This is a genomic window from Bacillus sp. AG4(2022) (genome assembly GCF_031844465.1).
GTDB classification, from domain to species: domain Bacteria; phylum Bacillota; class Bacilli; order Bacillales; family Cytobacillaceae; genus Bacillus_AB; species Bacillus_AB infantis.
Genome location: NZ_JAUZVH010000005.1, coordinates 21,061 through 44,707 on the forward strand (window position 1 = coordinate 21,061; position 23,647 = coordinate 44,707).

Annotated in this window: 27 protein-coding genes; 10 read left to right on the top strand and 17 right to left on the bottom strand. The window is 46.0% G+C overall.

The window, feature by feature from the left end:
- Positions 1-14 precede the first annotated feature (14 nt).
- The 4 genes from Q9R36_RS14305 to Q9R36_RS14320 all read right to left on the bottom strand — a co-directional run bounded on the left by Q9R36_RS14305 (position 15) and on the right by Q9R36_RS14320 (position 3,911).
- Entirely contained in the window at positions 15-170 is a 156-nt protein-coding gene (locus tag Q9R36_RS14305; protein ID WP_224898201.1) for a DUF1540 domain-containing protein, read from the bottom strand.
- 84 nt (positions 171-254) lie between these two features.
- Positions 255-1,304 (bottom strand): cytochrome d ubiquinol oxidase subunit II, encoded by a 1,050-nt coding sequence (locus tag Q9R36_RS14310; RefSeq protein ID WP_311225420.1) that lies wholly within the window; start codon positions 1,302-1,304, stop codon positions 255-257.
- A 13-nt stretch (positions 1,305-1,317) separates the two neighbouring features.
- Positions 1,318-2,679: a cytochrome ubiquinol oxidase subunit I gene (locus Q9R36_RS14315; RefSeq protein WP_257992220.1), complete on the bottom strand. Its 1,362-nt coding sequence runs from the start codon at positions 2,677-2,679 to the stop codon at positions 1,318-1,320.
- A gap of 218 nt (positions 2,680-2,897) precedes the next feature.
- Entirely contained in the window at positions 2,898-3,911 is a 1,014-nt protein-coding gene (locus Q9R36_RS14320; protein WP_311225421.1) for a metal ABC transporter solute-binding protein, Zn/Mn family, read from the bottom strand.
- Between the two features lie 219 nt (positions 3,912-4,130).
- Here Q9R36_RS14320 and Q9R36_RS14325 point away from each other — a divergent pair, with 219 nt between their 5' ends.
- Positions 4,131-4,694, top strand: coding sequence for a beta-class carbonic anhydrase (locus Q9R36_RS14325; protein WP_224898209.1), 564 nt, complete (start codon positions 4,131-4,133; stop codon positions 4,692-4,694).
- Here the strand turns inward: Q9R36_RS14325 and yidD are convergent, their stop codons facing one another.
- A complete protein-coding gene (yidD, locus tag Q9R36_RS14330) occupies positions 4,695-4,922 on the bottom strand; it encodes a membrane protein insertion efficiency factor YidD (RefSeq protein ID WP_224899286.1) in 228 nt (75 codons plus the stop codon).
- 184 nt (positions 4,923-5,106) lie between these two features.
- Between yidD and Q9R36_RS14335 the strand changes: the two genes are divergently transcribed.
- Entirely contained in the window at positions 5,107-5,580 is a 474-nt protein-coding gene (locus tag Q9R36_RS14335; protein ID WP_257992134.1) for an S-ribosylhomocysteine lyase, read from the top strand.
- Between the two features lie 285 nt (positions 5,581-5,865).
- On the opposite strand, the gene cls is transcribed toward Q9R36_RS14335, so the two are convergent.
- Entirely contained in the window at positions 5,866-7,314 is a 1,449-nt protein-coding gene (gene cls / locus Q9R36_RS14340) for a cardiolipin synthase (RefSeq protein ID WP_311225422.1), read from the bottom strand.
- Positions 7,315-7,445: 131 nt separating this feature from the next.
- Complete coding sequence (gene ytzI / locus Q9R36_RS14345) at positions 7,446-7,631, bottom strand: YtzI protein (protein ID WP_257992132.1); 186 nt, start codon at positions 7,629-7,631, stop codon at positions 7,446-7,448.
- Between the two features lie 208 nt (positions 7,632-7,839).
- Here ytzI and Q9R36_RS14350 point away from each other — a divergent pair, with 208 nt between their 5' ends.
- On the top strand, positions 7,840-8,277 hold the full coding sequence (locus Q9R36_RS14350) for a Dps family protein (protein ID WP_224898215.1): 438 nt from the start codon (positions 7,840-7,842) through the stop codon (positions 8,275-8,277).
- Positions 8,278-8,392: 115 nt separating this feature from the next.
- Here Q9R36_RS14350 and Q9R36_RS14355 read toward each other — a convergent pair whose 3' ends face one another.
- Entirely contained in the window at positions 8,393-8,650 is a 258-nt protein-coding gene (locus Q9R36_RS14355) for a DUF6154 family protein (RefSeq protein WP_009795296.1), read from the bottom strand.
- Positions 8,651-8,826: 176 nt separating this feature from the next.
- Here Q9R36_RS14355 and Q9R36_RS14360 point away from each other — a divergent pair, with 176 nt between their 5' ends.
- Positions 8,827-9,150: a hydrolase gene (locus Q9R36_RS14360; protein ID WP_257992131.1), complete on the top strand. Its 324-nt coding sequence runs from the start codon at positions 8,827-8,829 to the stop codon at positions 9,148-9,150.
- Positions 9,151-9,584: 434 nt separating this feature from the next.
- Here the strand turns inward: Q9R36_RS14360 and Q9R36_RS14365 are convergent, their stop codons facing one another.
- Positions 9,585-10,469: a DUF6612 family protein gene (locus tag Q9R36_RS14365; RefSeq protein ID WP_311225423.1), complete on the bottom strand. Its 885-nt coding sequence runs from the start codon at positions 10,467-10,469 to the stop codon at positions 9,585-9,587.
- A 326-nt stretch (positions 10,470-10,795) separates the two neighbouring features.
- Here Q9R36_RS14365 and ytkD point away from each other — a divergent pair, with 326 nt between their 5' ends.
- Entirely contained in the window at positions 10,796-11,263 is a 468-nt protein-coding gene (ytkD, locus tag Q9R36_RS14370; protein WP_311225424.1) for an RNA deprotection pyrophosphohydrolase, read from the top strand.
- Between the two features lie 333 nt (positions 11,264-11,596).
- On the opposite strand, the gene Q9R36_RS14375 is transcribed toward ytkD, so the two are convergent.
- The 3 genes from Q9R36_RS14375 to Q9R36_RS14385 are packed head-to-tail and all read right to left on the bottom strand — an operon-like array spanning position 11,597 to position 14,189.
- Positions 11,597-12,400, bottom strand: coding sequence for an ABC transporter permease (locus Q9R36_RS14375; protein ID WP_224898223.1), 804 nt, complete (start codon positions 12,398-12,400; stop codon positions 11,597-11,599).
- Positions 12,387-13,157, bottom strand: coding sequence for an ABC transporter ATP-binding protein (locus Q9R36_RS14380; protein WP_311225425.1), 771 nt, complete (start codon positions 13,155-13,157; stop codon positions 12,387-12,389). Before Q9R36_RS14380 ends, Q9R36_RS14375 begins: the two co-directional genes overlap by 14 nt.
- Positions 13,158-13,193: 36 nt before the next feature.
- Positions 13,194-14,189 carry an ABC transporter substrate-binding protein gene (locus tag Q9R36_RS14385; protein WP_311225426.1) on the bottom strand — a complete coding sequence of 332 codons (996 nt, stop codon included), beginning with the start codon at positions 14,187-14,189 and terminating at the stop codon, positions 13,194-13,196.
- A 143-nt stretch (positions 14,190-14,332) separates the two neighbouring features.
- Between Q9R36_RS14385 and Q9R36_RS14390 the strand changes: the two genes are divergently transcribed.
- Both Q9R36_RS14390 and Q9R36_RS14395 read left to right on the top strand, forming a co-directional pair.
- Positions 14,333-15,133, top strand: a complete 801-nt coding sequence (locus tag Q9R36_RS14390; RefSeq protein ID WP_311225427.1) for an alpha/beta hydrolase family protein — start codon at positions 14,333-14,335, stop codon at positions 15,131-15,133.
- A gap of 21 nt (positions 15,134-15,154) precedes the next feature.
- Positions 15,155-15,397, top strand: coding sequence for a DUF2584 domain-containing protein (locus Q9R36_RS14395; RefSeq protein WP_257992218.1), 243 nt, complete (start codon positions 15,155-15,157; stop codon positions 15,395-15,397).
- Between the two features lie 65 nt (positions 15,398-15,462).
- On the opposite strand, the gene Q9R36_RS14400 is transcribed toward Q9R36_RS14395, so the two are convergent.
- Positions 15,463-16,542 (bottom strand): citrate synthase/methylcitrate synthase, encoded by a 1,080-nt coding sequence (locus Q9R36_RS14400; protein WP_311225428.1) that lies wholly within the window; start codon positions 16,540-16,542, stop codon positions 15,463-15,465.
- A 109-nt stretch (positions 16,543-16,651) separates the two neighbouring features.
- Here Q9R36_RS14400 and Q9R36_RS14405 point away from each other — a divergent pair, with 109 nt between their 5' ends.
- Complete coding sequence (locus Q9R36_RS14405) at positions 16,652-17,530, top strand: LysR family transcriptional regulator (RefSeq protein WP_311225429.1); 879 nt, start codon at positions 16,652-16,654, stop codon at positions 17,528-17,530.
- Positions 17,531-17,602: 72 nt separating this feature from the next.
- Entirely contained in the window at positions 17,603-18,049 is a 447-nt protein-coding gene (locus Q9R36_RS14410; RefSeq protein WP_257992124.1) for a DUF4385 domain-containing protein, read from the top strand.
- A gap of 85 nt (positions 18,050-18,134) precedes the next feature.
- Here the strand turns inward: Q9R36_RS14410 and pckA are convergent, their stop codons facing one another.
- Positions 18,135-19,724 carry a phosphoenolpyruvate carboxykinase (ATP) gene (pckA, locus tag Q9R36_RS14415; protein ID WP_257992123.1) on the bottom strand — a complete coding sequence of 530 codons (1,590 nt, stop codon included), beginning with the start codon at positions 19,722-19,724 and terminating at the stop codon, positions 18,135-18,137.
- Between the two features lie 269 nt (positions 19,725-19,993).
- Here pckA and Q9R36_RS14420 point away from each other — a divergent pair, with 269 nt between their 5' ends.
- Complete coding sequence (locus Q9R36_RS14420) at positions 19,994-20,236, top strand: hypothetical protein (protein WP_224898243.1); 243 nt, start codon at positions 19,994-19,996, stop codon at positions 20,234-20,236.
- A 567-nt stretch (positions 20,237-20,803) separates the two neighbouring features.
- Here Q9R36_RS14420 and qoxD read toward each other — a convergent pair.
- Genes qoxD through qoxB form a run of 3 tightly spaced genes read right to left on the bottom strand, consistent with a single transcriptional unit; the run spans position 20,804 to position 23,639 of the window.
- Positions 20,804-21,088 carry a cytochrome aa3 quinol oxidase subunit IV gene (gene qoxD / locus Q9R36_RS14425; protein WP_257992122.1) on the bottom strand — a complete coding sequence of 95 codons (285 nt, stop codon included), beginning with the start codon at positions 21,086-21,088 and terminating at the stop codon, positions 20,804-20,806.
- 2 nt (positions 21,089-21,090) lie between these two features.
- Positions 21,091-21,687 carry a cytochrome aa3 quinol oxidase subunit III gene (gene qoxC, locus Q9R36_RS14430; RefSeq protein WP_224898247.1) on the bottom strand — a complete coding sequence of 199 codons (597 nt, stop codon included), beginning with the start codon at positions 21,685-21,687 and terminating at the stop codon, positions 21,091-21,093.
- Positions 21,687-23,639: a cytochrome aa3 quinol oxidase subunit I gene (gene qoxB / locus Q9R36_RS14435; protein ID WP_224898249.1), complete on the bottom strand. Its 1,953-nt coding sequence runs from the start codon at positions 23,637-23,639 to the stop codon at positions 21,687-21,689. Before qoxB ends, qoxC begins: the two co-directional genes overlap by 1 nt.
- Between the last annotated feature and the right edge of the window lie 8 nt (positions 23,640-23,647).

Sequence of the window (23,647 nt, forward strand, 5' to 3'; positions counted from 1 at the left end):
GCTTGTTAATTTTCCTATTCATGCGGCTTGAAGGTTTTGCAGTCCGTTTCATGGCTGTTCTCGGCCTGCTCGCCATGATGGCTGACAACATAAATCCGGTCGGCGCCGCAGTTATTCCCTTTTTTCCAGTAGGTGCAGTTGTTTACTTCACATAGTACATCCTGTGCCATCTGTATCCACTCCTTAAAGTATTTGATACAGCATTAGCTTTCGCTGCCCGGTGAGTGGGAATACGTGACAGAAAAAGGGAAGCCTTAATTAGGCTGTTTGCTGCCCTTTTGCCTCAGGTAGCGTTTGTCTTTCATGAACAGGCTCCAGAAGTAGACAAAACCCGGGAAAAGAATGGCAAAGCCCGCAATATAGGTGGCAAACACGGCCCTGAATGAATTGGGGTCTGTAAACCCTGATTCAATGGTGACCTCAGGGTAGACCATGTAGGGGAGATGTGCTTTCCCGTAAACAAAGCTGGCTGCCAAATACTGCAGTGTTACGGCGATGACAGCAAGTCTTGGGATGCCTTTAGTCCCTTTTTTTGTAAAAGAGGGCAGGAGCAGCGCCACGATTCCCAGGAGGAATAATCCTACCGACAGCATCAGAATCGGCATATCATTGATCATTTTATTATACAGCCAGGCAGCTTCAAGGCTGAGGGTATGCATAATGACTACACCCATCAGAAGCGATACTGGCCCGATCATCAGGGCATCCCGGCGGTAAACATAGTAAGCATCCATTTCATCTGCTGCCTTGGAGTAATCGGCCAGGAGAAGAGAAGAAAGGAACAGAGTGCTGCTGACGGCAAAGCCGAAAAAGGCATACTCGTTCTGGCTGGTGAAAAGTTTGGCCAGGTCGAGTGACTGGCCGCCATCTGAAAAGTCTATATAGTCGCCGTGTGTGATCGGCAGCACACTGATCAAAAGGCCGGGGATCAGAATACCAGATATGCCGGATATGATGGTGAGCGGCTTTTTATAGTCGCTCGCAATGTTTGAGAACACAAGGAACGCGCTCCGTATGGCAAGCAATAAAAGAATCATGCTGCCGGGTACGAGCAGCACGGTGCCCAATGTGTAGGCCGCTCCTGGAAACAGGCTGTAGATTGCAACGACAAGTGCCACAATGAAAGTGTTCGTCACTTCCCATGTCGGAGAAAGATAGCGGTTGGCGATATTAGTCGCCTTCGTTTTGGTCCTCTTCATATAGACCATCGACCAAAAGCCGGCGCCGAAATCCATCGTTGCCATGACAGCATAGATGAATACAAATCCCCACAGGATTGTGATGGCTAATAGAGCATCTGACATGCTTTCTCACCCCTTATGTATTGGAGCCATACAGCGGGACTCCCTTTTCCTTTGTCCGGTTGATATCGTCGAGTACCGTATTTCTTTTAAAATAATACAGAAGCACCAGAACAACCGTCAGTCCGAGAATGACATAAACGGCAGCAAAAAGGACAAACAAGATCCCAAGGTTTCCGGCCGTCGTTACCGAATCTTCAGTTGACAGGACGCGGTAAATTGTCCAGGGCTGCCTGCCTGTGCAGGCGAATATCCAGCCGAATTCAATGCCCAGCACAGCGGCAGGGCCTGACAGCACGAATGCCCACATAAATATTTTTGGGAACTGGTCCTTTTTTAAGAATTTATTCCAGACAAACGCTACAAAGGAGAGGAGAATCAGCAGGCTGCCTATGGCTACCATTCCATTGAAGAGTGTATGGACGAAAAGCGGCGGCCACAATTCTTCCGGAAAATCGTTCAGGCCGATGACCACTGTGTCAAAGCTGTTTCCTGCCAGAAAGCTGAGGGCCCATGGTATCTCAATGCCCCATTTTACCTCCTGTGTCTCCCGGTCGGTAAAGCCGCCGACTGCAAGCGGGGCGTGCGACTGGGTCTCAAAAAGCCCCTCCGCGGCAGCGAGTTTTTCCGGCTGGTACTCATGGAGATACTGGGCGGATGCATGCCCGTTCAAGGCAGTCAGCAATGAGAAAATGCCGCCGACAATCAGGCTCAGCATAAGTGCCTTTTTATGAAAATCATATACCCTCGTACCGAATTTATTGCGCAGCATCTTAAAAGCAGCCACAGACGCGACTACAAAGGCGCCTGTTGTATAGGCAGAAACAGCCACATGGCCGGCTGTCACAAGAAAGCTGGGATTGAAGAAGGCTGCCCAGGGATCAATATCCACAATTTCTCCGTTTTCAATCCTGAAGCCCTGAGGTGTCCCTTCAAAGGCGTGGACATTTGTAATCAGGACAGCAGAACCGAATGCGCCGAGTGCAACGAGGACAAGGCTCGAGATCCTCATCCACGGTGGGATCCGTTCCGCGGCATAGACATAAATGGACATAAATAGCGCTTCGATGAAAAAAGCATAAATTTCAATCTGGAACGGGAGGGCCATAACCCGTCCAATCACTTCCATAAAGCCCGGCCAAAGCAGGGAAAGCTGAACGCCCGCAATGGTTCCTGTTGGAATGCCGACTCCCAGGAGGACAGCAAAGGCTTTTGTCCAGCGCTTTGCCATGATTACATAGTCATGGTCCTTTGTTTTCTGATAAATAAGCTCTGCTGTCAGCATCATCAGCGGAAGCCCAACGCCGATGGTCGCAAAAATAATATGGAAACCCATTGTTGTGCCAAACAGCGAGCGCGCAATTACCAAGTCATTCATATTTATCTTCCTTTCGCCAATTCTTCCATTTACATAGTGTCTGCGATTCAATCTGGAATATGTAAACATTTCCTTGAAAAAAGAGAGAAAAATAAATGAAAAAGGCTGTGTTAGTGTACCTTGTTGATTTTGGGCTCATGCGTGTGAAACTCTGTTTCACACGCATTTCAGCACAGCCATGAAAAAAGCAGCAGGAATATATCCTGCTGCTGTACTCCTTAATTATTCAAGGCTTTCTCAATCCCTTTCAGGTTGTTTTCCATCAGGGTAAAGTAGGTTTCTTCATTATCGATATTTTCATCTGTCAGTACAGATAAGTTATGAAGCTGCAGCGGCTTGGCGCCGACTTCATCCTGGACGATTTCCGTCAGTTTGGAGCTTACATTCTGTTCAAAAAAGATATAGTTCAAGCCGTGTTCCTTGGATGTTTTGATAATGTTCTCCAATTCCTTCTGTGTTGGTTCATTGGATGTTGAGAGGCCTGATACACTGATTTGCTCAAGACCGTATCTTTTCTCCCAGTATCCGTATGCCGCATGAGAGACTATGATTTCTTTATGTTTTCCAGAAGCTATAGTTTCCTCAAATTCATGGTGGAGGGAATCCAGTTCAGCGGCAAGCTTTTGGTAATTCTCTTCGAATTCCTTTTGGTGCTGCGGCATTTTCTCTGCCAGCGCGTCTTTAACGGCTTCAGCCAAATCGGCAGCATAAAGAGGGTCAAGCCAGACGTGAGGATCGACATCACCATGATTGTGTCCATCTTCCTCATGGCTGTGCCCGTCTTCCTCATGGCTGTGTCCATCTTCTTCAAGGCCTTCCTCTTCTGTTCCTTCCTCATGGGAGTGCCCATTTTCTGTACCGGTCATATCAATATTTTCTCCTGCAGCCAGCAATGTTACATTCTCATTCTCCAGGGTGCCTTCGGCTTTGCTGACAAATCCTTCAAGGCCAAGGCCGATGTAAATGAACAGATCTGAATCGGCAAGTGTCATCATATCCTTTTGCGAGGGTTCGAATGTGTGCTCGTCAGCTCCCGGAGGATAGATGGTATGGGCGTCCACATAGCTGCCGCCGATTCTTTCCGCAAAATATTGGAGCGGATATACCGTTGTATACACATTCAGCTGGTCTTTGGTTTTTTCCTCCGCCTGGTCTGCATTGCCGTCCCCGCAGCCTGCAAGAAAAAGGCTCACGGGCATCAATAGAGTGAGGAGCATGATTAACTTTCTCATAATAACCGCCTTTCTTATTAAACCGTATTTATTCCGATTTGGTTAAGATACATTATCATATGTTTATAATATTGATTATATAATACGTAATCGTTACGATTTTACTAAGTAATCTTACAAAATTTTTATCTGAAAAGCAAGGGAAAAATTTTGTCTAAGGGAACGGGATTATGTATGCTAGAAGGTAGTGAATCATTCTAAAGTTTACAGGAGGGTATTATGAAACTGTTACAGCAAATTCTAGACCATAACAAGGATTTCGTTGAAAATAAGCGTTACGAGGAGTTTACAACAACAAAATTTCCCGATAAACGGATGGTGATCCTGACATGTATGGACACAAGGCTGCTTGAGCTCTTGCCAAAAGCCATCAATGTTGCAAATGGGGATGTTAAGATCATCAAGAATGCAGGTGCGCTTGTAGCCCATCCGTTTGGAAGCATCATGCGAAGCATCCTGGTGGCTGTTTATCAGCTGCAGGCGGATGAAGTTTTCGTCATCGGCCATCATGACTGCGGAATGAGCGCCATCAAGCCGGAGCTTGTGATTGATGAAATGAAGAAGAGAGGCGTGGACGAGCAGGCATTCGAAACACTGGCATATTCAGGGATCAATGTGGAGGAGTTCCTCAAGGGCTTCAGCAGTGTAAGCGAGAGTGTCGCCCACAGTGCCGATATGATCAAAAAGCATCCGCTGATGCCGAAGGATGTGCCGGTCCATGGCCTTGTCATCAATCCGGAAACAGGAAAGCTGGACCTGGTGGTTGACGGGTACGGGCAGTAGTCATTTCTCTTTTTTCTCAGGAACCGGATCAAAGCCTCCAGGATGGAATGGGTGGCACTTTGTTATTCTGCGGACCGCAAGCCAGCCTCCTTTAAAGGGACCAAATCTTTTGACGGCCTCCAGGCCATAATGGGAGCAGGTCGGGTAAAAACGGCAGGACGGCGGCTTAAGGGGTGAAATGGCAATCTGATAAAACCGGATCAGTCCGATCATCATCTTTTGGAGCATGTTCTGCCTCATCCTTTCAATATGTACTGGCATAATTATTGATTATACTGTTTTTGAGTCATAAGAGTCCATCTGCATGCATAGTTATGCTGGTAACTGACTGGGAATTTCATTCTATATTAATTTGATGAAAATACTCGGCTTTTGCGTTATAATGGAATTAAGACTTATAAGGAGTGATTATATGCCTTCAGTAGAAAGCTTTGAATTAGATCATAATGCCGTTAAAGCTCCATATGTAAGACATTGCGGTGTCCACAAAGTGGGGAGCGACGGAGTTGTCAATAAATTCGATATCCGATTCTGCCAGCCGAACAAGCAGGCGATGAAGCCGGACACCATCCATACGCTTGAACATCTGCTTGCTTTTAATATCCGTACGCATGCAGAGAAATATGACCATTTCGATATTATTGATATTTCCCCAATGGGATGCCAGACTGGCTACTATCTTGTTGTCAGCGGCGAGCCGACAGTGGAAGAAATCATTGATTTGCTTGAAGACACTTTAAAGGATGCTATTGAGATCACGGAGATTCCAGCTGCAAACGAAAAACAGTGCGGCCAGGCCAAGCTTCATGACCTTGAAGGAGCAAAGCGTCTGATGCGCTTCTGGCTCGATCAAAGCAAGGAAGATCTAAAGCAAGTATTTGCTTAATAGAACGCAGTACGCAAAAAACCGGCATAATGCCGGTTTTTTTGATTGTTAAGGAATTTATAAATTGTAAGTCTTGTGGATAAATATCAATTCTTGATCAACGTCCAGCAGCTGCGCCGAGGTCACAAGCCAAACCTCCCAAAAAGTCAAAGAACGCCTTTCCGGGAGGTTTGGCTTGAGGCCCCCAGGATGGGGGTCATGCAGACGTTGCCACAGGACGTGGCGTTCTTAGTCTGCGTTCCTTAAGGGTGATCAAGGCGCTTGCGCTTTTGTTCTTTCAGCTTTTTATAAAATGGGCGACAGCAGCCGCGATATGGATTCTTTAAGGCGAATGTAAAAACTTCTTTTGCTGTAGCGCTCTGCATCCATCAGGCTGGACAATTCGATGTCATCACGGAACTTGCCGGCAAGCTGGCGGGATACCTCTTTATCATATATGAAGGCATTGACCTCAAAATTCAGCCGGAAGCTTCTTACATCTATGTTGGCTGTACCGACGGAGGCAATCTTTTCATCGACGACAATGGTTTTGGCGTGAATGAAACCATTATCATAAATATAGATCTCTGCACCGGTTTTCAGCATTTCTCCGATATATGAATAAGTAGCCCAATAGACAAACATATGGTCCGGCTTGTTCGGAATCATGATTTTCACTTTTACCCCTGAAAGCGAAGCAATCCGAAGTGCATCAAGCAGGCTCGCATCAGGGATGAAGTACGGCGTCTGGATCATAATGCTCTCTTTTGCCGAGCTGATCATCTTGATATAGCCATTTTTAATCTGTTCCCATTCTGAGTCAGGCCCGCTGTTGACAATCTGAATCCCGATATTCCCGCTGCCGGTGCTTTCCGGAAAATAGCGGGTATGATAATGGATATCGTGGCGGTGTGACGCCTGGTTCCAGTCAAGAATGAATCTTGTCTGGATGGCGTGGACTGCCTCTCCGGAAATCCTCAGGTGGGTATCCCTCCAATATCCGAAGGAGGGATCCAGTCCCAGATATTCATCTCCGACATTAAAGCCTCCCACATAGCCTAGCTTGCCGTCTATGATGGCAAGCTTCCGGTGGTTGCGGTAATTGACCCTGATATTGATAAAAGGGAGCCTTGACGGGAAGAAAGCCTCCACTTCCCCTCCGGCTGCACGCAGCTCCCTGAAGAAACGTTTTGTCACGCCTCTGGAGCCCAATTCATCATACAGGACCCTGACCTTTACCCCTTCTTTTGCTTTTTCGGTTAAAAGGGACACAAGCCCTTTGCCGAGGTTGTCCTTTTTAAAAATATAATACTGCAGATGGATATGATCTTTTGCCGATTTTATATCGCCGATTAAAGAATCGAATTTCTTCCTTCCGTCGGTAAATATCTCAACCTCGTTATCCTGGGTAAGGACGGCTTCATTATTGATCAAATGCATATAAATCAGATCATAGTTCTCCCTGATGGTTTCATTGCGGAAGGAAAACAATTGATTTTTAATCGAATGGATCTGCTGTCTGATCATTTCATCTATTCCGACCTTTTCCCGATCCTCCCATTGAAACATCTTCCTTCTCGCAAGGTTCTGGCCAAACAGGAAATACATGATGAAACCAAGGATTGGTATGAAAAATAAAACCATCAGCCACGCCCAGGTCCCTCCTGCGTCCCTCCGCTCCAGGAAAATAACAATGACGGCAAAAATCACATTCAATACAAAAATCAAACTGATGAAAATTGAATAAACATCCATGAAAATTACTCTCCCTGCTAAGGCAAAACCGCTTGTATCCAGCAGTCTAACGGCCAGCTCCCTATCCGGATGAATAGGATAGTTCCGGCCGCTTAAGCACCGTTGCGAATCATGATTGCAGTATAGGTGTTTTAAGCCTTGTTTTCTGTCTCTGTTTGCTCTTCTTCTGCATTATCCCCTTCTTGATTTTTCAGATGGGGATTGTTTTCGATTGGATCGACGGTATGTTTATACGTATATGCCTTGGAGGTTGTGACCACGCTCAGGAGCAGTACGACTAAAACAATAATGATGCTGATTATTAAAATGATATACATGATTTCCCTCCTTTTTAAACAGGCGGAAAGAACAGCTGCCTTCATGGCATGTTTCTGTATTTTTCCCTTTAAATTACCTGGTAATCGCGGGTTTTCCAATATTCGTATTTTATCATGAAACATTGGATTGGTGGGTTATCAGAAAAAAAGCAGCAGCATGTTTTTAAAAAAACGAGGGTGGGTACTATAAAGAAGGGAGGTTGATAGTATGTCAAATCAATTAGTACAAGCAGTTAATAAACAGGTGGCCAATTGGACGGTATTATATGTAAAGCTCCATAATTACCACTGGTACATAAAGGGGCGCCACTTCTTTACCCTTCATGAAAAATTCGAGGAGCTGTACAACGAGGCAAATGAGCATATCGATGTTCTTGCTGAAAGGGTACTGGCCTTGGAAGGCAGCCCTGTTGCTACGATGAGGGAATGCCTTGAAATGGCTTCTGTTGAAGAAGCGTCAGGCTCTGAAAAAGAAGAAGATATGGTCAGGAGCATCTGCAATGATTTCATCAAAATGGAAGATGAATTGCAAAGTGCCATTGAAATTGCTGAAGAGGCAAATGATGAAGGCACAGCGGATATGCTGCTGTCTGTGAAGCAGGGCTTGAAAAAGCATATTTGGATGTTCAAAGCATTCTTAGGATAAGTATAAAAAGCATCCGGCAGCTGCCGGATGCTTTTTTTGTATGCAAAAAAAAGGAGAGAAAGGAGCAGCCTGGATAAGTGATACCGGCTTTTCCTTTCTCCATTTATGTATCAATTTAATGAATATTCCGCTGAGGGAAAATTGGATGCCTTTCCTGACCGTAGTCCTCATTGGCAAATTTGCCCTTCAGGCTTTCGATTAAATAAAGGCCCATCAGGCTGTATAGCTCCTGTTTATCCATTTCCTTCAGGAGGGAAAGAAGGTCATCATAGCTCATTTCCTCAAGAAAAGCGAATGCCAGCATATCAATGTCTTCCTCATCCCCTGTCAGTTTTCCTCGGTACAATTCATAGAGCTCGTCAACAATTTTCATATGGTACACCTCCTCGTGATGGATTGCTAATGTATATTCGCGGCGGCCAGGAAAAATCCTGCCCGCCAGTCTTTCTATATTATATTTAGTAAATACCCTCCATTATGAAAAGTATTCCCCGAGAATAAAATTGCCTTCCTTGAGGGAAACAAAGATAAGAAGGAAACAAAAAGGGGATGACCAGGATGGAAAATAGGAAAGTGTATTATATAAGCGTTGCCAGCGGAGAAATCTCCCAGAGTTCGGATAGTTCGCCCTGGAATTTTAAAATAGAGGCCAATGACGAAGAAATCACCCGGCTTAGGGAGTACTTTGACCAGAACCATTCAACTGACTGGCAGAATTTCTTCCGTGCCCATGTTCCATATGTCCAGTATCATTATGACCGGGAGAATGATGCCTATGATGAAGGCCTGGCCGGGGCATACAAAATGATTTATGAGCTTGGGGATGAAGAAGCCAGGAAGCATATTGATGAGATGGGGATTCTTGGAGAGTGAAGCTGAAAAAGCTTTTATACCCCGTTTCAGTTTTAGGCGAATGAGGAAGGTATAAGAAGTCTTTTACCTACCGTGCTTTACGAACATATTTTTAACAGTCGGGTCTTTCAATGGATTTGTTTTGCTGTCTGGCCTGGAGTGTACAAATGCCCAATTTATTTCAAAGCCCTGTTGATTGGAGTGCAAGGCACGTAGACTCCTGCGGGATTGCAGCGGCAATGCTGAGACCCCACAGGAGCTTGCTCCGAGGAGGCTCAGCGTCGCCCCGCGGAAAGCGAAGTGCCTGGAACGCAAATCAACAGCCCCATTAAAGGCAGGAATTTTTTTAGTTAAACTTCAGCGCACGACGCCCATGCAGGTAAAATGACTTTTCACAATAAAATACAAAAAAGAGGCAAGGAAATCTTTCCCCGCCCCCAGTTATGTTTGCTATTTTACATCTCCATTTCAACTGCTGTGTCCAAAACTTCTTGAGGGATTGTGATTTCTTTTACCTCGTTGTAGTCTGAGTATTTGCCCTCGATTTTTTGATTGAGTGAGACTGTCTGCCCTTCAACTGCCATTTCCATAGTCATATCCATATTCAGTGCTGAAGGATAGAAAGTTTCCTTATCGACCAGGATGGTGTACTCGACGTTTTCAATGTTCATGTTGTTGAATACTTCTTCATCGGCAGCCATCTCTGGCGGCAGTGTGTCAGCCATGGTTTCTTTCATGAGTTCCGTGAATTTTTCCCCTGATGCTTTCAGTTTGAGAATAAAATTATTGTCGTCCTGTTCAAATGTGAAGTCATCTGTGAATTCCTGCAGCTTTTTTAATTCTTCAGCCGGATTTGTCTGCTGTCCGGACATTTGGATCAGCTGATCTGACCTTTCTTTCGGGAACTTCATCCACGTTTCTCCGGCAGGGTCATAGATGAACATGCCTTCTTCAGTAAAATAGCTTTCAGTTTCATAAGTTTCTCCGGACTGGTCCTGGGACATGGCCGTTTTTTGGTAAAAGGCCATTGGCTCTGTAACGACATCCATCTGAATATCAGAGCTGATATTCATGTTTTCCTCTTCCTGGCCGGCGCTGATCATCTGATCCATTGTCATATCGACCGAAAAGCTATTTAGGTTCTCTGAGGCTTCTGTCGTTTTATTCAAAACTTCCTCAAGAGTCAGGTCAGATTCATTCTCTGCCGCTTCGCCATTTTCCGCAGCTGCGCCATTTTCTCCTTTGGAATTGTCCTCACTGACAGGGTCAGCCGTCTGGTTGCATGCAGCCAGCATGAATAGAAGGATAAGGCTTGCTGCTAATGATAAAAATTTTTTCAAAATATACACTCCTCTGTTAGTATTTGTTATCTTTTTTACGGGCTGTTTGCCGAAAAGTTTCGAATATGGTCTAAAATGGTCCTTTAAGCCTAAATATAATAATCTTGATTAAGCTCCCTCCCTCTATGACACGCCCTATACCGGGCTTTTTATGTATCCTCTGCGAGTTTCATAGGAAAATCGAACGGATTCACAGGTCCTTTCCCCGTTTATGAAGAGGTTAAGCTGTTTTTATATGAAAAATTTTCCTGAGTGCGCTGCAAAAGTGGTTTCATTCCGGAAGCTTCTTCTATAATAGAGAAAAAAGAAAACAGGAGTGGACTTGAATGGAAGTTTTCAAAGATTACAATGGGGGGGATGTAAGGCTGTCTTTCCGGAGGGGATCCTTCCTTGAAAAAGCAAAGCATGTCCTTGTCATCTGCCGTTATGAAGATAGCTGGCTTCTTACAGATCACCGGGAAAGGGGCTGGGAGTTCCCGGGGGGGAAATGTGAAGCGGGAGAGACGATCGAAGAGGCAGCAAGGAGAGAGGTCTGGGAAGAGACAGGAGCCCTGCTTGATGACGTGCATTTTATTGGAGAATATGAGGTGAATCTGGATGGCCTGTCCTTTGTAAAGGCCATTTACTGGGGGCATGTAGCAGCGCTGGAGAAAAAGGATTCTTATTTGGAGACAGATGGACCGGTTCTTTTTAAAGGGGACTTAATAGAGGAAAGGATGGACAGCCGTTTCAGCTTCATCATGAAGGATGATGTGGTAAAACGAAGCATTGAAATGCTGCAGGAAAAGCTCTAATAGCAACAGCCATTCCGGGGCAAGTGCATCAAAAAGAGGATCAGAGGGAATTCCCAAACCTTTTTTATACATAGGTTTTAATGAAAAATATAGACGGACTGCAGCTTTGCCCAATAAATTTTATAAACCTGTAAAATGGAGTGCAAGGTACGCAGACTCCTCATAAAATGCATGCGCATTTTTCTCGTGCGAGCAGATTCCAGGATGGTTATTCAATGTCCTGCGGGAGATAGCGGCAATGCTGAGACCCCGCAGAAAGCGAAGTGCCTGGAACGCAAATCAACAGCCCCATTAAAAGGCAGGGGAAAATTGAAACGCCCAGGCTGGCAACATTCAGCTTTTAATCAGTTTTTTCTCCAGCAGATCCACAAGCTGGTACATAATAGTGGCAAAGACAGCGATGACCAGGAGAGACAGCATGACAAGAGTAAAGTTGAACACCTGGAAACCGTAAATGATCATATAGCCAAGACCCTTTGAAGATACCAGGAATTCTCCGACAATCACTCCGACCCAGGACAGGCCGACATTGACCTTCAATGTTGAGATGATGACAGGGAATGAGGCTGGAAGGATGGCTTCCTTAAAGCATTGGGCCCTGGTGGCGCCGAAGGTCTGCAGCACCTTCAGATAGTTGGGATCCACTTCCTTAAAGGATGTATAAACGACAATGGTTGTAATGATGACTGATATGATGGCGCCCATGGCGACGATGGATGTAAAGCTCGGGCCGAGGGCAACAATCAGTATTGGCCCGAGAGCAACCTTGGGCATGGCATTCAGTATGACAAGATACGGATCCAGTATTTTCTGAATGATAGGAGACCACCAGAGAATAGCTGCCAGCAATGTACCAAGAAAGGTCCCCAGGACAAAGCCGAACACAGTTTCCGAAAGGGTGATTCCCAGGTTGGCCAGGAGCGAGCCATCGCTCAGCTTAGACAGGAGCAGGTCCCATACTTTTGCGGGCGAGCTGAAAATCAGCGGATTGATCCATTCGTTCCTGCTGAATATCTCCCAGCCGGCAAAAAACACAGCGAATATGACAAGCTGGAAGAATCGGACCCACCTTTTCTCCCGTCTCAGCCCCTTCTTGTAACTAAGATGCAGGGCATCAATCCTGTTATTCTGACTCAAGGGACTCCATCTCCTTCCATACAGACTGGAACAATGCAGAATATAATGAATGGCTTCTGGCCTGAAAAGGGTTCAGATTCCGCAGCTCATCCGGGATGTGGAAGGTTTTGTGCAGCCTTCCGGGGCGAGGGGAAAACATGAATATCCTATCGCTCATGGCGATGGCCTCGCCGATATCATGCGTCACAAGGATGGCCGTTTTTCCGAATGCTTTCAGCGTGCCTGAAACAAGGTCTTCAAGCTTCAGTTTAGTCTGATAATCAAGGGCGGAAAAGGGCTCGTCGAGCATCAGCAGCTTTGGTTCAGCGGCAAGGGTGCGCACCAGGGCCACCCGCTGGCGCATGCCTCCCGAAAGCTCTTTGGGAAACTGTTTTTCCACGCCGGAGAGCCCCATCTCAGCAAGCAGGCTGAAGGCATAATCCCTTTTGCTGCCGGTGTCTTCTCCAGCAAGCTTTAAGCCGATCAAGATGTTCTCCCCGATTGTTTTCCAGGGGAATAGATAGTCCTGCTGAAGCATATAACCGATCTTCCGTTCAGAAATATTGACTGGACGCCCCTCAAGGGAAACCTTGCCCTCTGAGGGCTCTATAAGGCCGGCGATAATGGACAAAAGCGTAGTCTTTCCGCAGCCGCTTGGGCCAAGGAAGGAGACAAACTCCCCTTCCCTGATGCTTAAGGTAATATCAGAGAGGGCCGTATTTGCAGTATTTTTAGTGAAATAAGTATGATTGATCTGTTCAATCTCGAGAAAGTCCATTTTTCACCCTCCGTTTCTTTAAGCTCAGAGCCTTGCCTACTTCATCACGTTTTCGGCAATCTCTGTATTTACTAATGTTTTATGATCAATCCGTTTTGGAAGCTCGCCGGCCTCATCCATAATATCCTGGAGGTTTTTCCATTCCTCTTCATCCAATATTGGATCAGCTGCAAATGAGCCTTGGCTTCTGTAGCGGTCCACTACCATTTCAATGATATCAAGGTCAGTATCCTCGAAATATTTTTGGATTGTTTCAGCTGTTTCTTTCGGTTCATGAGAGTCAACCCACTGCTGGGCTTTATAGATTGCGCGGGCAAATTTCTCAACCGTTCCACTGTTTTCTTTCATATAGCTTTCTTTTGCCATAAAAGTGGTATAAGGTACATGACCGGATTCTGTGCCAAAGGAGGCAACAATATGTCCTTTGCCTTCTTTTTCAAACACGCTGGCAGTCGGTTCGAAAAGCTGCACGAATTCACCGGTGCCTGAAGCAAAGGCTGGAGCAATATTGGCATAATCCACATTTTGGATCAGGTTTAAATCTTCCTGAGGATCAATTCCATGCTTCTTCAATACAAACTCCCCTACCATCTGCGGCATTCCGCCTTTGCGCTGGCCAAGGAAGGTTTTACCCTTCAGCTGATCCCAGGAAAAGTCGTCGATCTTTTCTCGGGATACGAGGAAGGTTCCATCTGTCTGTGTCAGCTGCGCAAAATTGATGACAGGATCATTTGTGCCCTGGCCGTATACATAGATGGAGGTTTCAGATCCGACAAGCGCCACATCAGCTCCATCCGAAAGAAGGGCTGTCATCGTTTTATCTCCGCCAGGGGTGGTTGTCAGTTTGACATCAAGGCCTTCTTCTTTAAAAAATCCCTTTTCAATGGCAACATATTGGGGAGCATAGAAGATGGAACGAGTAACTTCTGCAATCCGGACGGTCTGGACTTCATCTTTGCCGCATGCCGCCAGCGGCACCAGCAATACAAATACAGCCAGCAAAGAAAGACTTATTTTTAAAGCTCTTTTCATGCTATTGCCTCCTGTGTGTAAAGGTGTGTGTTCTTATCTAAGCTATCGTATGATTTGGGCAAAAAATGTGTGAATGCCCAGTAACGGAAAAATGAAGGAAGGCTTTGTGCCTATTATTCTGAAGGGGTTAAGGAGATGAGAATATGGAAGATATGATTATAGACAGGCAGCGCTATCCTTCCCCAAACCCTGCCATTGAATTGAGCCTTATCACTTATACAGCCGGTGGACTGAAGGTAAAAGGCCTGCTGGCAGAGCCGAAGAATGGGGAGATATATGACGGATTTCTCTATCTGCGTGGCGGGATCAAAAATGTGGGAAAAGTCAGGCCAGGGCGGATTGTCCAATTTGCTTCAGAAGGCTTCATTGTATTCGCGCCATTTTACCGGGGAAACCAGGGAGGAGAAGGGAATGAAGACTTTGCAGGTGAAGACAGGGAAGATGCATTTTCAGGGTTCCGCCTGCTTCAAAAGCATCCCAGTGTAGATAAAGTCCATATTTTTGGCTTTTCCAGGGGAGGGGTCATGGCGCTCCTTGCAGGCATCCATTTTCCTGAAGCGGCATCTGTCGTTACATGGGGCGGAGTCAGCGATATGGCATTGACGTATGTGGAGAGGAATGACTTGCGGAGAATGATGAAGCGGGTCATCGGGGGAACACCGGTTAAATATCCTGAACGGTATGAAAGCAGGACCCCCCTTTACCAGCTTGAGGATATGGGGCCACCTGTGCTGATCATTCATGGAGCTAAGGACCATAATGTTTCTGTCGAGCACGCCTTCAGGCTTGAAAAGCGGCTGAAGGCATTAGGGAAGCCGGTCGAGAGCTGGTATTTCAACGAATATACCCATTACTTCCCGCCGGCAGTCAACCGCAGGGTGGTTTACGATTTAACAGCATGGATGAAAAAACAGGCTGAATACGGTACTATAAGAGTAGATTAGAGAATGAAGGAGAGATATCCGATGGGCATGCCTTTGGAATTAAATACGATGATTGTGACAAAAGGCAGGGAAACCAGGCTTGAAGACAATTATTTTACACTTGAAAAAGAAGGCTACAGGATCTATCCGCTGGACATCCCCGTAGAGGTCCGCAAAACAAAAGAAGCTGATCTAAGCGGAACCGCCCTGATCAGGAAGCTTGAAATGGAAGATGGAAAAACACGCATCACCTATCAGCTGGTAGCATTGAATTCAACTAACTAAAAAAGCAGGTCCCTGTGAAGGGGGCCTGTTAATTTTTTGTAAACAAGGAAGAGAACACATCATTATTAGTGATGCGGGCCGATATACAGCGACTCTGGACGAAAAATCGCATTGTTGTCAGACTGTTCGATGACGTGGGCTGTCCAGCCTGCTATCCGTGCAGCAGTGAATGTGGGGGTAAAGAGGGAAGGGTCCATCTGGAGGGCTTTCATGATGGCTGCTGCGTAATATTCCACATTCGTGTATAATGATCGGCCAGGCTTATATTCACCCAGCAGCCTCAATGCTGTTTTTTCCGTCTCCATCGCCATATCAAGCCATGTATCATGGCCGGCAAAATGCTGAAGCTTCTCCTTTAATGCCGCTGCCCGCGGATCCAGCGTTTTATAGATGCGATGGCCAAACCCCATCAGCTTTTCTCCCCGCTCCAATTTCTCCCTGATGACAGCTTCTGCATCTCCCCGCTCCATTATTTCATCCAGCAGCTCTATCACCCCTGATGGAGCCCCTCCGTGAAGCGGGCCTTTCATTGTGCCGATTGCTGAAGTAATGGCTGAAATAAGGTCTGATTCCGTGGATGCAGTCACTCTTGCTGAAAAAGTCGAGGCATTCATTCCATGCTCCATCGTAAGAAGCAGATACGTTTCCAAAGCCTCTGAATGAGCCTTTTCGGGTTCTTTTCCCTTCAGCATATAAAGATAATTCGCGGCATGGCCCAAAGATGGGTCAGGATCTACTGGCTTCTTTCCTTCCAGCAGCCGGCTCCTGAAGGCGATCATCACTGGAATGAGTGAGGTCAGCTGGACAGCCTGCCTGACCGCAGGCTTTTCCAGGGTTCCTCCAAGAGAGGATACAGCGGTTCTTAAAACATCCATCATGCCAAAAGACACGGGCATGGCTGTTATGATACTGGCTACATGCGGAGGAAGCGCCCTGAACGAGAGGAGTTCTGTCTTCAAGTCGTCCAGTTCCCCGCGGGCAGGCAGGCGGCCATGCCAAAGCAGGAAAGCTGCTTCTTCAAAAGAGCACTTCCTGGTCAGCTCCCCGATTTCATAGCCCCGGTAAATCAGCTTTCCCTTCAATCCATCCACATGGCCAATGGAGGTTTCGGCAGCAATGATTCCTTTTAATCCTTTTACAATCATTATCATTCTCCTTTCCTTATCTGCTTTCATTGTATAAGATATTAATTATTAAGAAAATTAATTATTTTTAATTAAATTGATTAAGGAAATTAATCAGAAAGGATGAGTTATGGACTTAAGCTGGGTGACAACATTTATTGCAGCGGCAGAGACTGGAAGCTTCCGGAGAGCGGCAGATCTGCTTTATATCTCGCAGCCTACTGTCACAGTTCATATAAGGCAGCTGGAAAAAGAGACTGGGACATCTCTTTTTGAACGGGGAGGCAGAAAGGTGGAACTGACCGAAGAAGGCAGAAGATATCTGGAACACTGCCGGAAGCTGCTGGCTGTCCACCAGGAAAGCCTTGAAGATTTGCAGTCCTATTCACAGGGGTTCACTTCATCGCTGAAAATTGCCATTTCCCCGCTGATTGCTGATACCATCCTCCCATATGTATTGAAAAGTTATATAAAAAAGCATCCTGAGGTCGAAATCTCAGTCGTGATCGCTGATTCTTCAGATATAGAAGGATCTGTCAGCAAGGGGGAAGTGGATATCGGCCTGTCATGTCTTCCGGCTGCTGGTCCGCAAATGATATCAGAGCTTCTATACAATGACCGGGTGATGCTGGTCGCCGGACATGATGGGAAAGATTCGGAAAGTGCCCCGCCCCTGGATGAGGAAGAGGTTCTCTTGTCTGCGTATCTTCTGACACATAACCACCCAGGCTATTGGGACGAGCTTTGCAGGGCGGTAAAGATCCGTTGTCCCCGTGTGAAAATGATGCGGGTGTCGCAGACGCATATAACCAAGCGCTTTATAGCCGAAGGCCTTGGCGTATCTTTCCTGCCTGAGTCGACTGTCAGGCGGGAGCTTCTGGAAGGACGGCTTCTGGAGGTAGAATGCAGGAATATACAACTGCCGGAAGCAGCTACCTATGCAATCATGCGTTACGGCCACTCAAAGCAGCGGGAATTTCTAAGCTTTCTATCCAATTACAGAATCTAAAAGAGAGCAAAATGCTGCATGTTGTTTTGAAGCCTGCCTGAAAAGGAATGGATAAGCAGGGAGATGATAACAGTGGCATTTGACTATACACTGGACTTTGAGCAAATTGATTTCCGAAAAAATCCGGAGAAATACAGGGTTGGGAGAGGGGAGCAGGGGGTGCTGCTGGTCGAGCCGTATAAAAGTGAAATTCTTCCCCACTGGCGGTTCCGGACGCCGGAGATTGCAAAGGAGTCATCGGAAAAGATTTATGAGCTGTATTTGGAGTATAAGAAACAAGGAGATTTTCCCGGCATGGATATGAGCCGTAAATTCATTCAGATGGGCTATACTCGTGCAAGGCGGTATGCGAATTATAAAGGCGGACGCAAGTATGATGAAGATGGGGAGGTAAAGGAAAGGACCCTTAATCAGGAGAAAGCGGAGTCGGCCCGGATTTTTAAGGAAAAATGGAACCTGATCAGAGAGGATCAGGAATACCTGGAACTAAAAAAGAAGCATCAGAAGAAATATGGATAAAATAGAAAGCCGTGCCTGGATGTCCGGGCACGGCTTTTTGCTTCTATCTATTCAGTGTTAAAAGCATCTCAGCTTTAAATGGTAGTCAGGCCTCAGAAGGACCGCCTTTTTCCTCGATCTCAGCCGGTACGTCTGTGAATTTCTTGAAATTGGCCCGGAATTGAGCGGCAAGCTCTTTTGCTTTTTCGGCATATGCTTCCGGGTCTGCCCATGTTTTCACTGGCTGAAGGACATCATCAGGAACACCAGGCACGTGAAGCGGAATTTCAAGGCCAAAGATTTCATCCTTTGCCGTTTCAGCATAATTCAGTTCGCCGATCAAGGCAGATTGAACCATTGCGCGTGTGTAGGCAAGCTTCATGCGGCTGCCTGTTCCGTACTCCCCGCCTGTCCAGCCTGTATTGACAAGGAAGACATTTGCATTATGCTCGCTGATTTTCTCTCCGAGCATTTGGGCATACCTCATTGCTGGCAAAGGCAGGAACGGTGACCCGAAGCATGTTGAGAACGTTGCCTGCGGGGAAGTAATGCCGCGCTCGGTTCCGGCAAGCTTTGACGTATAGCCGCTTAAGAAATGATACATAGCCTGCTCCTTTGAAAGCTTGGAGATTGGAGGGAGCACCCCAAAGGCATCCGCCGTCAGGAATATGATCGTGTTCGGATGGCCGGCTACGCTTGGATCGACAATATTGTCGACAGCCTGGAGCGGATATGCCGCACGTGTATTTTCAGTCAATGTATTATCGTCATAATCCGGAAGGCGTGACTCCTGGTTGACGATGACATTTTCCAGGACAGAGCCGAAGCGGATGGCGTCAAAAATCTGCGGCTCCTTCTCGCGTGTCAGGCCGATGCATTTTGCATAGCATCCTCCCTCGACATTGAAAACCCCTGTTGATGACCAGCCGTGCTCATCATCTCCAATCAGGCGGCGGTTTGGATCAGCAGAGAGTGTTGTTTTTCCTGTTCCGGACAGACCGAAGAAAAGGGCCACATCTCCTTCTGTGCCGACATTCGCGGAACAGTGCATAGACAGGATGCCATTTTCCGGAAGGACATAATTCATGATAGAGAATATCGACTTCTTGATTTCCCCGGCATATTCTGTACCGCCAATCAATATAGTCCTGCGCTCGAAGGAGACAATGATGAACGTTTCGGACTGTGTCCCGTCAATAGCCGGATCTGCTTTAAAATCAGGGGCTGAAATGACTGTGAAGGCAGCTTCATGGTCGAGCAGCTCCTCCTCAGAAGGGCGTATGAAAAGCTGATGGGCAAAAAGATTGTGCCATGCATATTCATTGATTACTTGAATAGGGAGCCTGTGCTTTGTGTCCGCTCCTGCAAAACCTTTAAACACATAAACTTCTTCTTTATCTTTTAAATGATCGATTACTTTAGAATAAAGGCTTGAGAAAATCTCTTCGGAAATAGGCTGGTTCACTGGGCCCCAGTCGATTTTATCCTTCACAGATGCTTCTTCAACAATATATTTATCCTTTGGCGACCGGCCGGTATACTTTCCGGTTGTGGCGCAGACTGCACCCGTTGCCGTCAGGATGCCTTCCTGTTTATTCAGTACTTTTTCCACAAGCTGGGGTACAGACAATTGCATTTGAATATTCTGGCCTTGCAATAGGGTGCTGAGTTCGTTTGGGATGCTTACAGAATTCATCTGATGAATACCTTCCTTTGCCAATTTGTTTTTGAAAGTGATTACATCTCAAAAATAGTATAACACATTTAAATTATTAATCTATACTATTTAACTTTTTTCCTTGTGTTAACAAGAAATTGTAACATTTCACCTATTTTCAAAGAAAAACTGCATGCTTTCCCATTCTTAAGGGTAAAAAATAATAAAGTCAAGGGATATTATGTGAAAAGATATTGACAAAATGGTGAACGGAGAGGGATAATAAGGAAAAAAGGGGAGCGATAAGCATGAACAGCAATCAAAAGATCATTATCTTCACCAAAAATATCGGCGGAGCCATCCTGGCAGCAGGAATTCTCACTTTTCTGGCTGGATTTTTTGCAAACGGTTCCAGCTTACTGACTCCTGTCGGAATCGGGATGGTCATCGGAGCAGTTTTCATTTTCCTCATGGGCATCTTCTTTAAAGCAACAGAAGAAATGCTTGAAAAAACAGAAGGCTGCAGACTGACAGTACAACATAAAAAATAGGAGCGTCGGATGACGCTCCTTTTATTTGCAGAAAAAAAGGTACTGAAATAGCTTTTTAGTATCTTTTTGATTTCTGGATGTGACTTCAGATTATTGTGTAGTAATTAGTTTAATGTTTTCTTATCTCTCTTAGGTACAGTGATGATTAATAAAATGCCGGAACAAAACTTGCAAAAAAGTTAATTAGTCCTGTTGATTGGAGTGGAAGGCACGAAGACTCCTCATAAAATGCATGCGCATTTTTCTCGTGCGATGAAACATCGAGGAACAGGATGCAACGTCCTGCGGGATTGCAGCGAAAATGTTGAGACCCCACAGCGCGCAGCGCGGGGAGGCTCAACTTCGCCCCGCGGAAAGCGAAGTGCCTGGAACGCAAATCAACAGCCCTCATTTATAAGCCAAAAAAAATAGGAGCGCCACAAAAGGCACTCCTATTACTTTTTATCCAGCTCCAGCGCCTAGCCCCTCGAGGTCTTAAGCCACATAAGAATTAAAGGCAAAGAACGCCTTTTATTCTTATGCGTCTTAAGCTTGTCGGGGCTGAGCAAGGCGCTTCCGCTTTTAGTTTTACATATAACCCCAAATCATAGTGAGCAATGTACCAAACACAGTCACCAGGGCAATAAAGATCGAATAATAAATATTGGTAAAAATCGTTCCTTTATCCTCCGATTCGCCTGCGTGCATGAATACGACCAGCTGCAGTGCAGCCTGGATGAATGCCGTAATGACAAGAATCGTCAGCCCGACCGCATAGGACATGTCAAAGAAGTAAACCATGAGGGCCACTGCTGTCAGGATTAGTGAGAATACAAAGCCCATCACTTGTTTGCGAGGAAATAATTCGCTCATGTTTACATCAGTCCTTTCAGGTAAATGAAGCTGAAGATGAAGATCCACACAACATCAAGGAAATGCCAATACAGTGAAAAGATGAATGACTTATTGGCAGTGTGAGGATTCAATCCGCGTTTTTTCACCTGCAGCATGATTGACAGTCCCCAGAAAATGCCGAATGTGACGTGGAGTCCGTGAGTCCCCAGCGTTGTAAGCAGGATCGCTGTAAAGGCGCTTGTCTGAAGTCCTGCACCCTCGTGCACATAAGTGGTGAATTCAAAAATTTCTACTCCTAAGAATCCTGCCCCAAGAGCAATAGTGATCCCGAAGAATGCAAGCATTGCTTTTTTATTGCCGAGCCTCATGGCGTGAATGGCCAGCCCGATCGTAAAGCTGCTAGTTAATAGAACAAATGTCTCAATCAATACTGGTGAGATCTCAAAGATTTCACCGGCAGACGGACCGTTTCCGGTCCTGTCCACCAAGGTAAAATATCCGGCAAAGAGTGTTGCAAAAAGCATGATTTCCGCACCAAGGAAAATCCAGAATCCTAATATCTTCGTTTTATTCTCTTCAGTACTGAATTCAAGCGGCAGCGAGTGATCTATTTTCATTAGTTAGCACCCCGCATATTAGTTTCATTTTCAGTTTTTTCGATTTCCTTAACCGGTATATGGTAGCCATAATCTTTTTGGAACGACCATACTGCCATGCAGGCAAAGATGCCGATCGTTGCAATGATGACTGGAATCCACATAGCGAAGATGAAGGAGAAGCCCCATACAAAGAAGATGCAGCTTAAGATAAACGGCAAACCGCTGTTGTTCGGCATATGAATTTCTTCATATTTGCCAGGGAACAGGTTATGCCCGTGCTTTTTCGCATCCCAGAGACCTTCAGAAGTCTTCACCTCAGGCAACACGGCAAAGTTATATACCGGCACCGGTGTGTTTGTCGCCCACTCAAGAGAACGTGCATCCCATGGATCTGAACCGATATCTCTTGAAGCATAGCGTGTGCTGTAGTACACATTGTAAACAATCAAGGCGAATCCGACAGCAAGGCCTGCAGCTCCTATAAAGGAAAGCATATTCCAGATGCCGTATCCTGTAGCTTCAGAATAAGTGTAAGCACGGCGTGCCTGTCCGTCCAAGCCTGAGAAGAACATCGGCATGAAAGCAAGGAGCGTACTCATGGAAATGATCCATGCAGTCAGCTTCCCGATCTTTTCGTTCAGGATATAGCCGAACATTTTTGGCCAGTAGAAATGGAATCCAGCTAGCATCGCGAATACAACACCCGGGATGATAACCATGTGGAAGTGGGCAACCAGGAACATTGTATTATGATACTGGTAATCCGCCGCTGACATTCCAAGCATAACGCCTGTTACCCCGCCGATTGTGAAAATCGGGATGAAAAGAAGGGAATACAGCATTGGCGTCGTAATCGTGATTTTCCCTTTCCAGAGCGTAAGGAGCCAGTTGAAGATCTTAACTCCGGTCGGCACAGCAATCGCCATGGTTGTAATAGAGAAAATACTGTTTGTCAAAGCTCCCTGGCCCATTGTAAAGAAGTGGTGGGTCCAGACAAGGAAGGACAAGAGTGAAATGATCACCATGGATCCTACCATTGATTTATAGCCATAAAGATTCCTGCGTGCAAACGTTGAGATGATCTCACTGTATATACCGAAAGCAGGAAGTATCAGAATGTATACCTCAGGGTGTCCCCATACCCAGAAGAAGTTTGCCCACAGCATATCCATACCGCCATTGCTGGTTGTAAAGAAGTTAGTGGCAAATAATCTGTCAAGAGATCCCATTGCAAGAGCAACAGTCAGTACAGGGAAAGCAAATACGATAATAATGCTGGCAACAAGAGAAGACCATGTGAACATTGGCATTTTCATGAGCGTCATGCCAGGCGCACGCATCCTGAGGATGGTAGTTACCATATTGATACCTGTCATCAATGTACCCAAACCTGCGATCTGCAGTGAGAACATATAATAGTTCGTTCCGACTGATTCACTGAACTCAGTGCCTGCAAGCGGGAAGTATGAAGTCCAGCCGGCATCAGGCGAACCGCCGATAACGAATGAGATGTTCAGCAGCATGGCACCCATAAAGAAGAGCCAGAAGCTGAGTGCATTAAGCTTAGGGAAAGCAACGTCCCGTGCTCCGATCTGAAGCGGCACGACAAAGTTCATGAATGCCATGATGAATGGCATTGCCATGAACAGGATCATTACTGTTCCGTGTGTTGTAAAGATTTCATTATAGTGCTGTGCGTCAAGAAGTGTATTGTCCGGCACAGCCAGCTGGGCGCGCATCATGATGGCATCTGCGCCGCCTCGGAAAAGCATGAGCAGGGCGGAAATCAGATACATGATCCCAATCCGTTTATGGTCGACAGTTGTCAGCCATTCTCTCCACAGATAGCCCCATTTTTTGAAATAGGTCAAGCCTGCAATGATGGCAATAACCGTTAAACCTATAGCAACCATTGACGCATAGATAACAGGGCTTGGATGCGGAATGGCAAAACGTTCAAAGAATTCCATAGGATTTA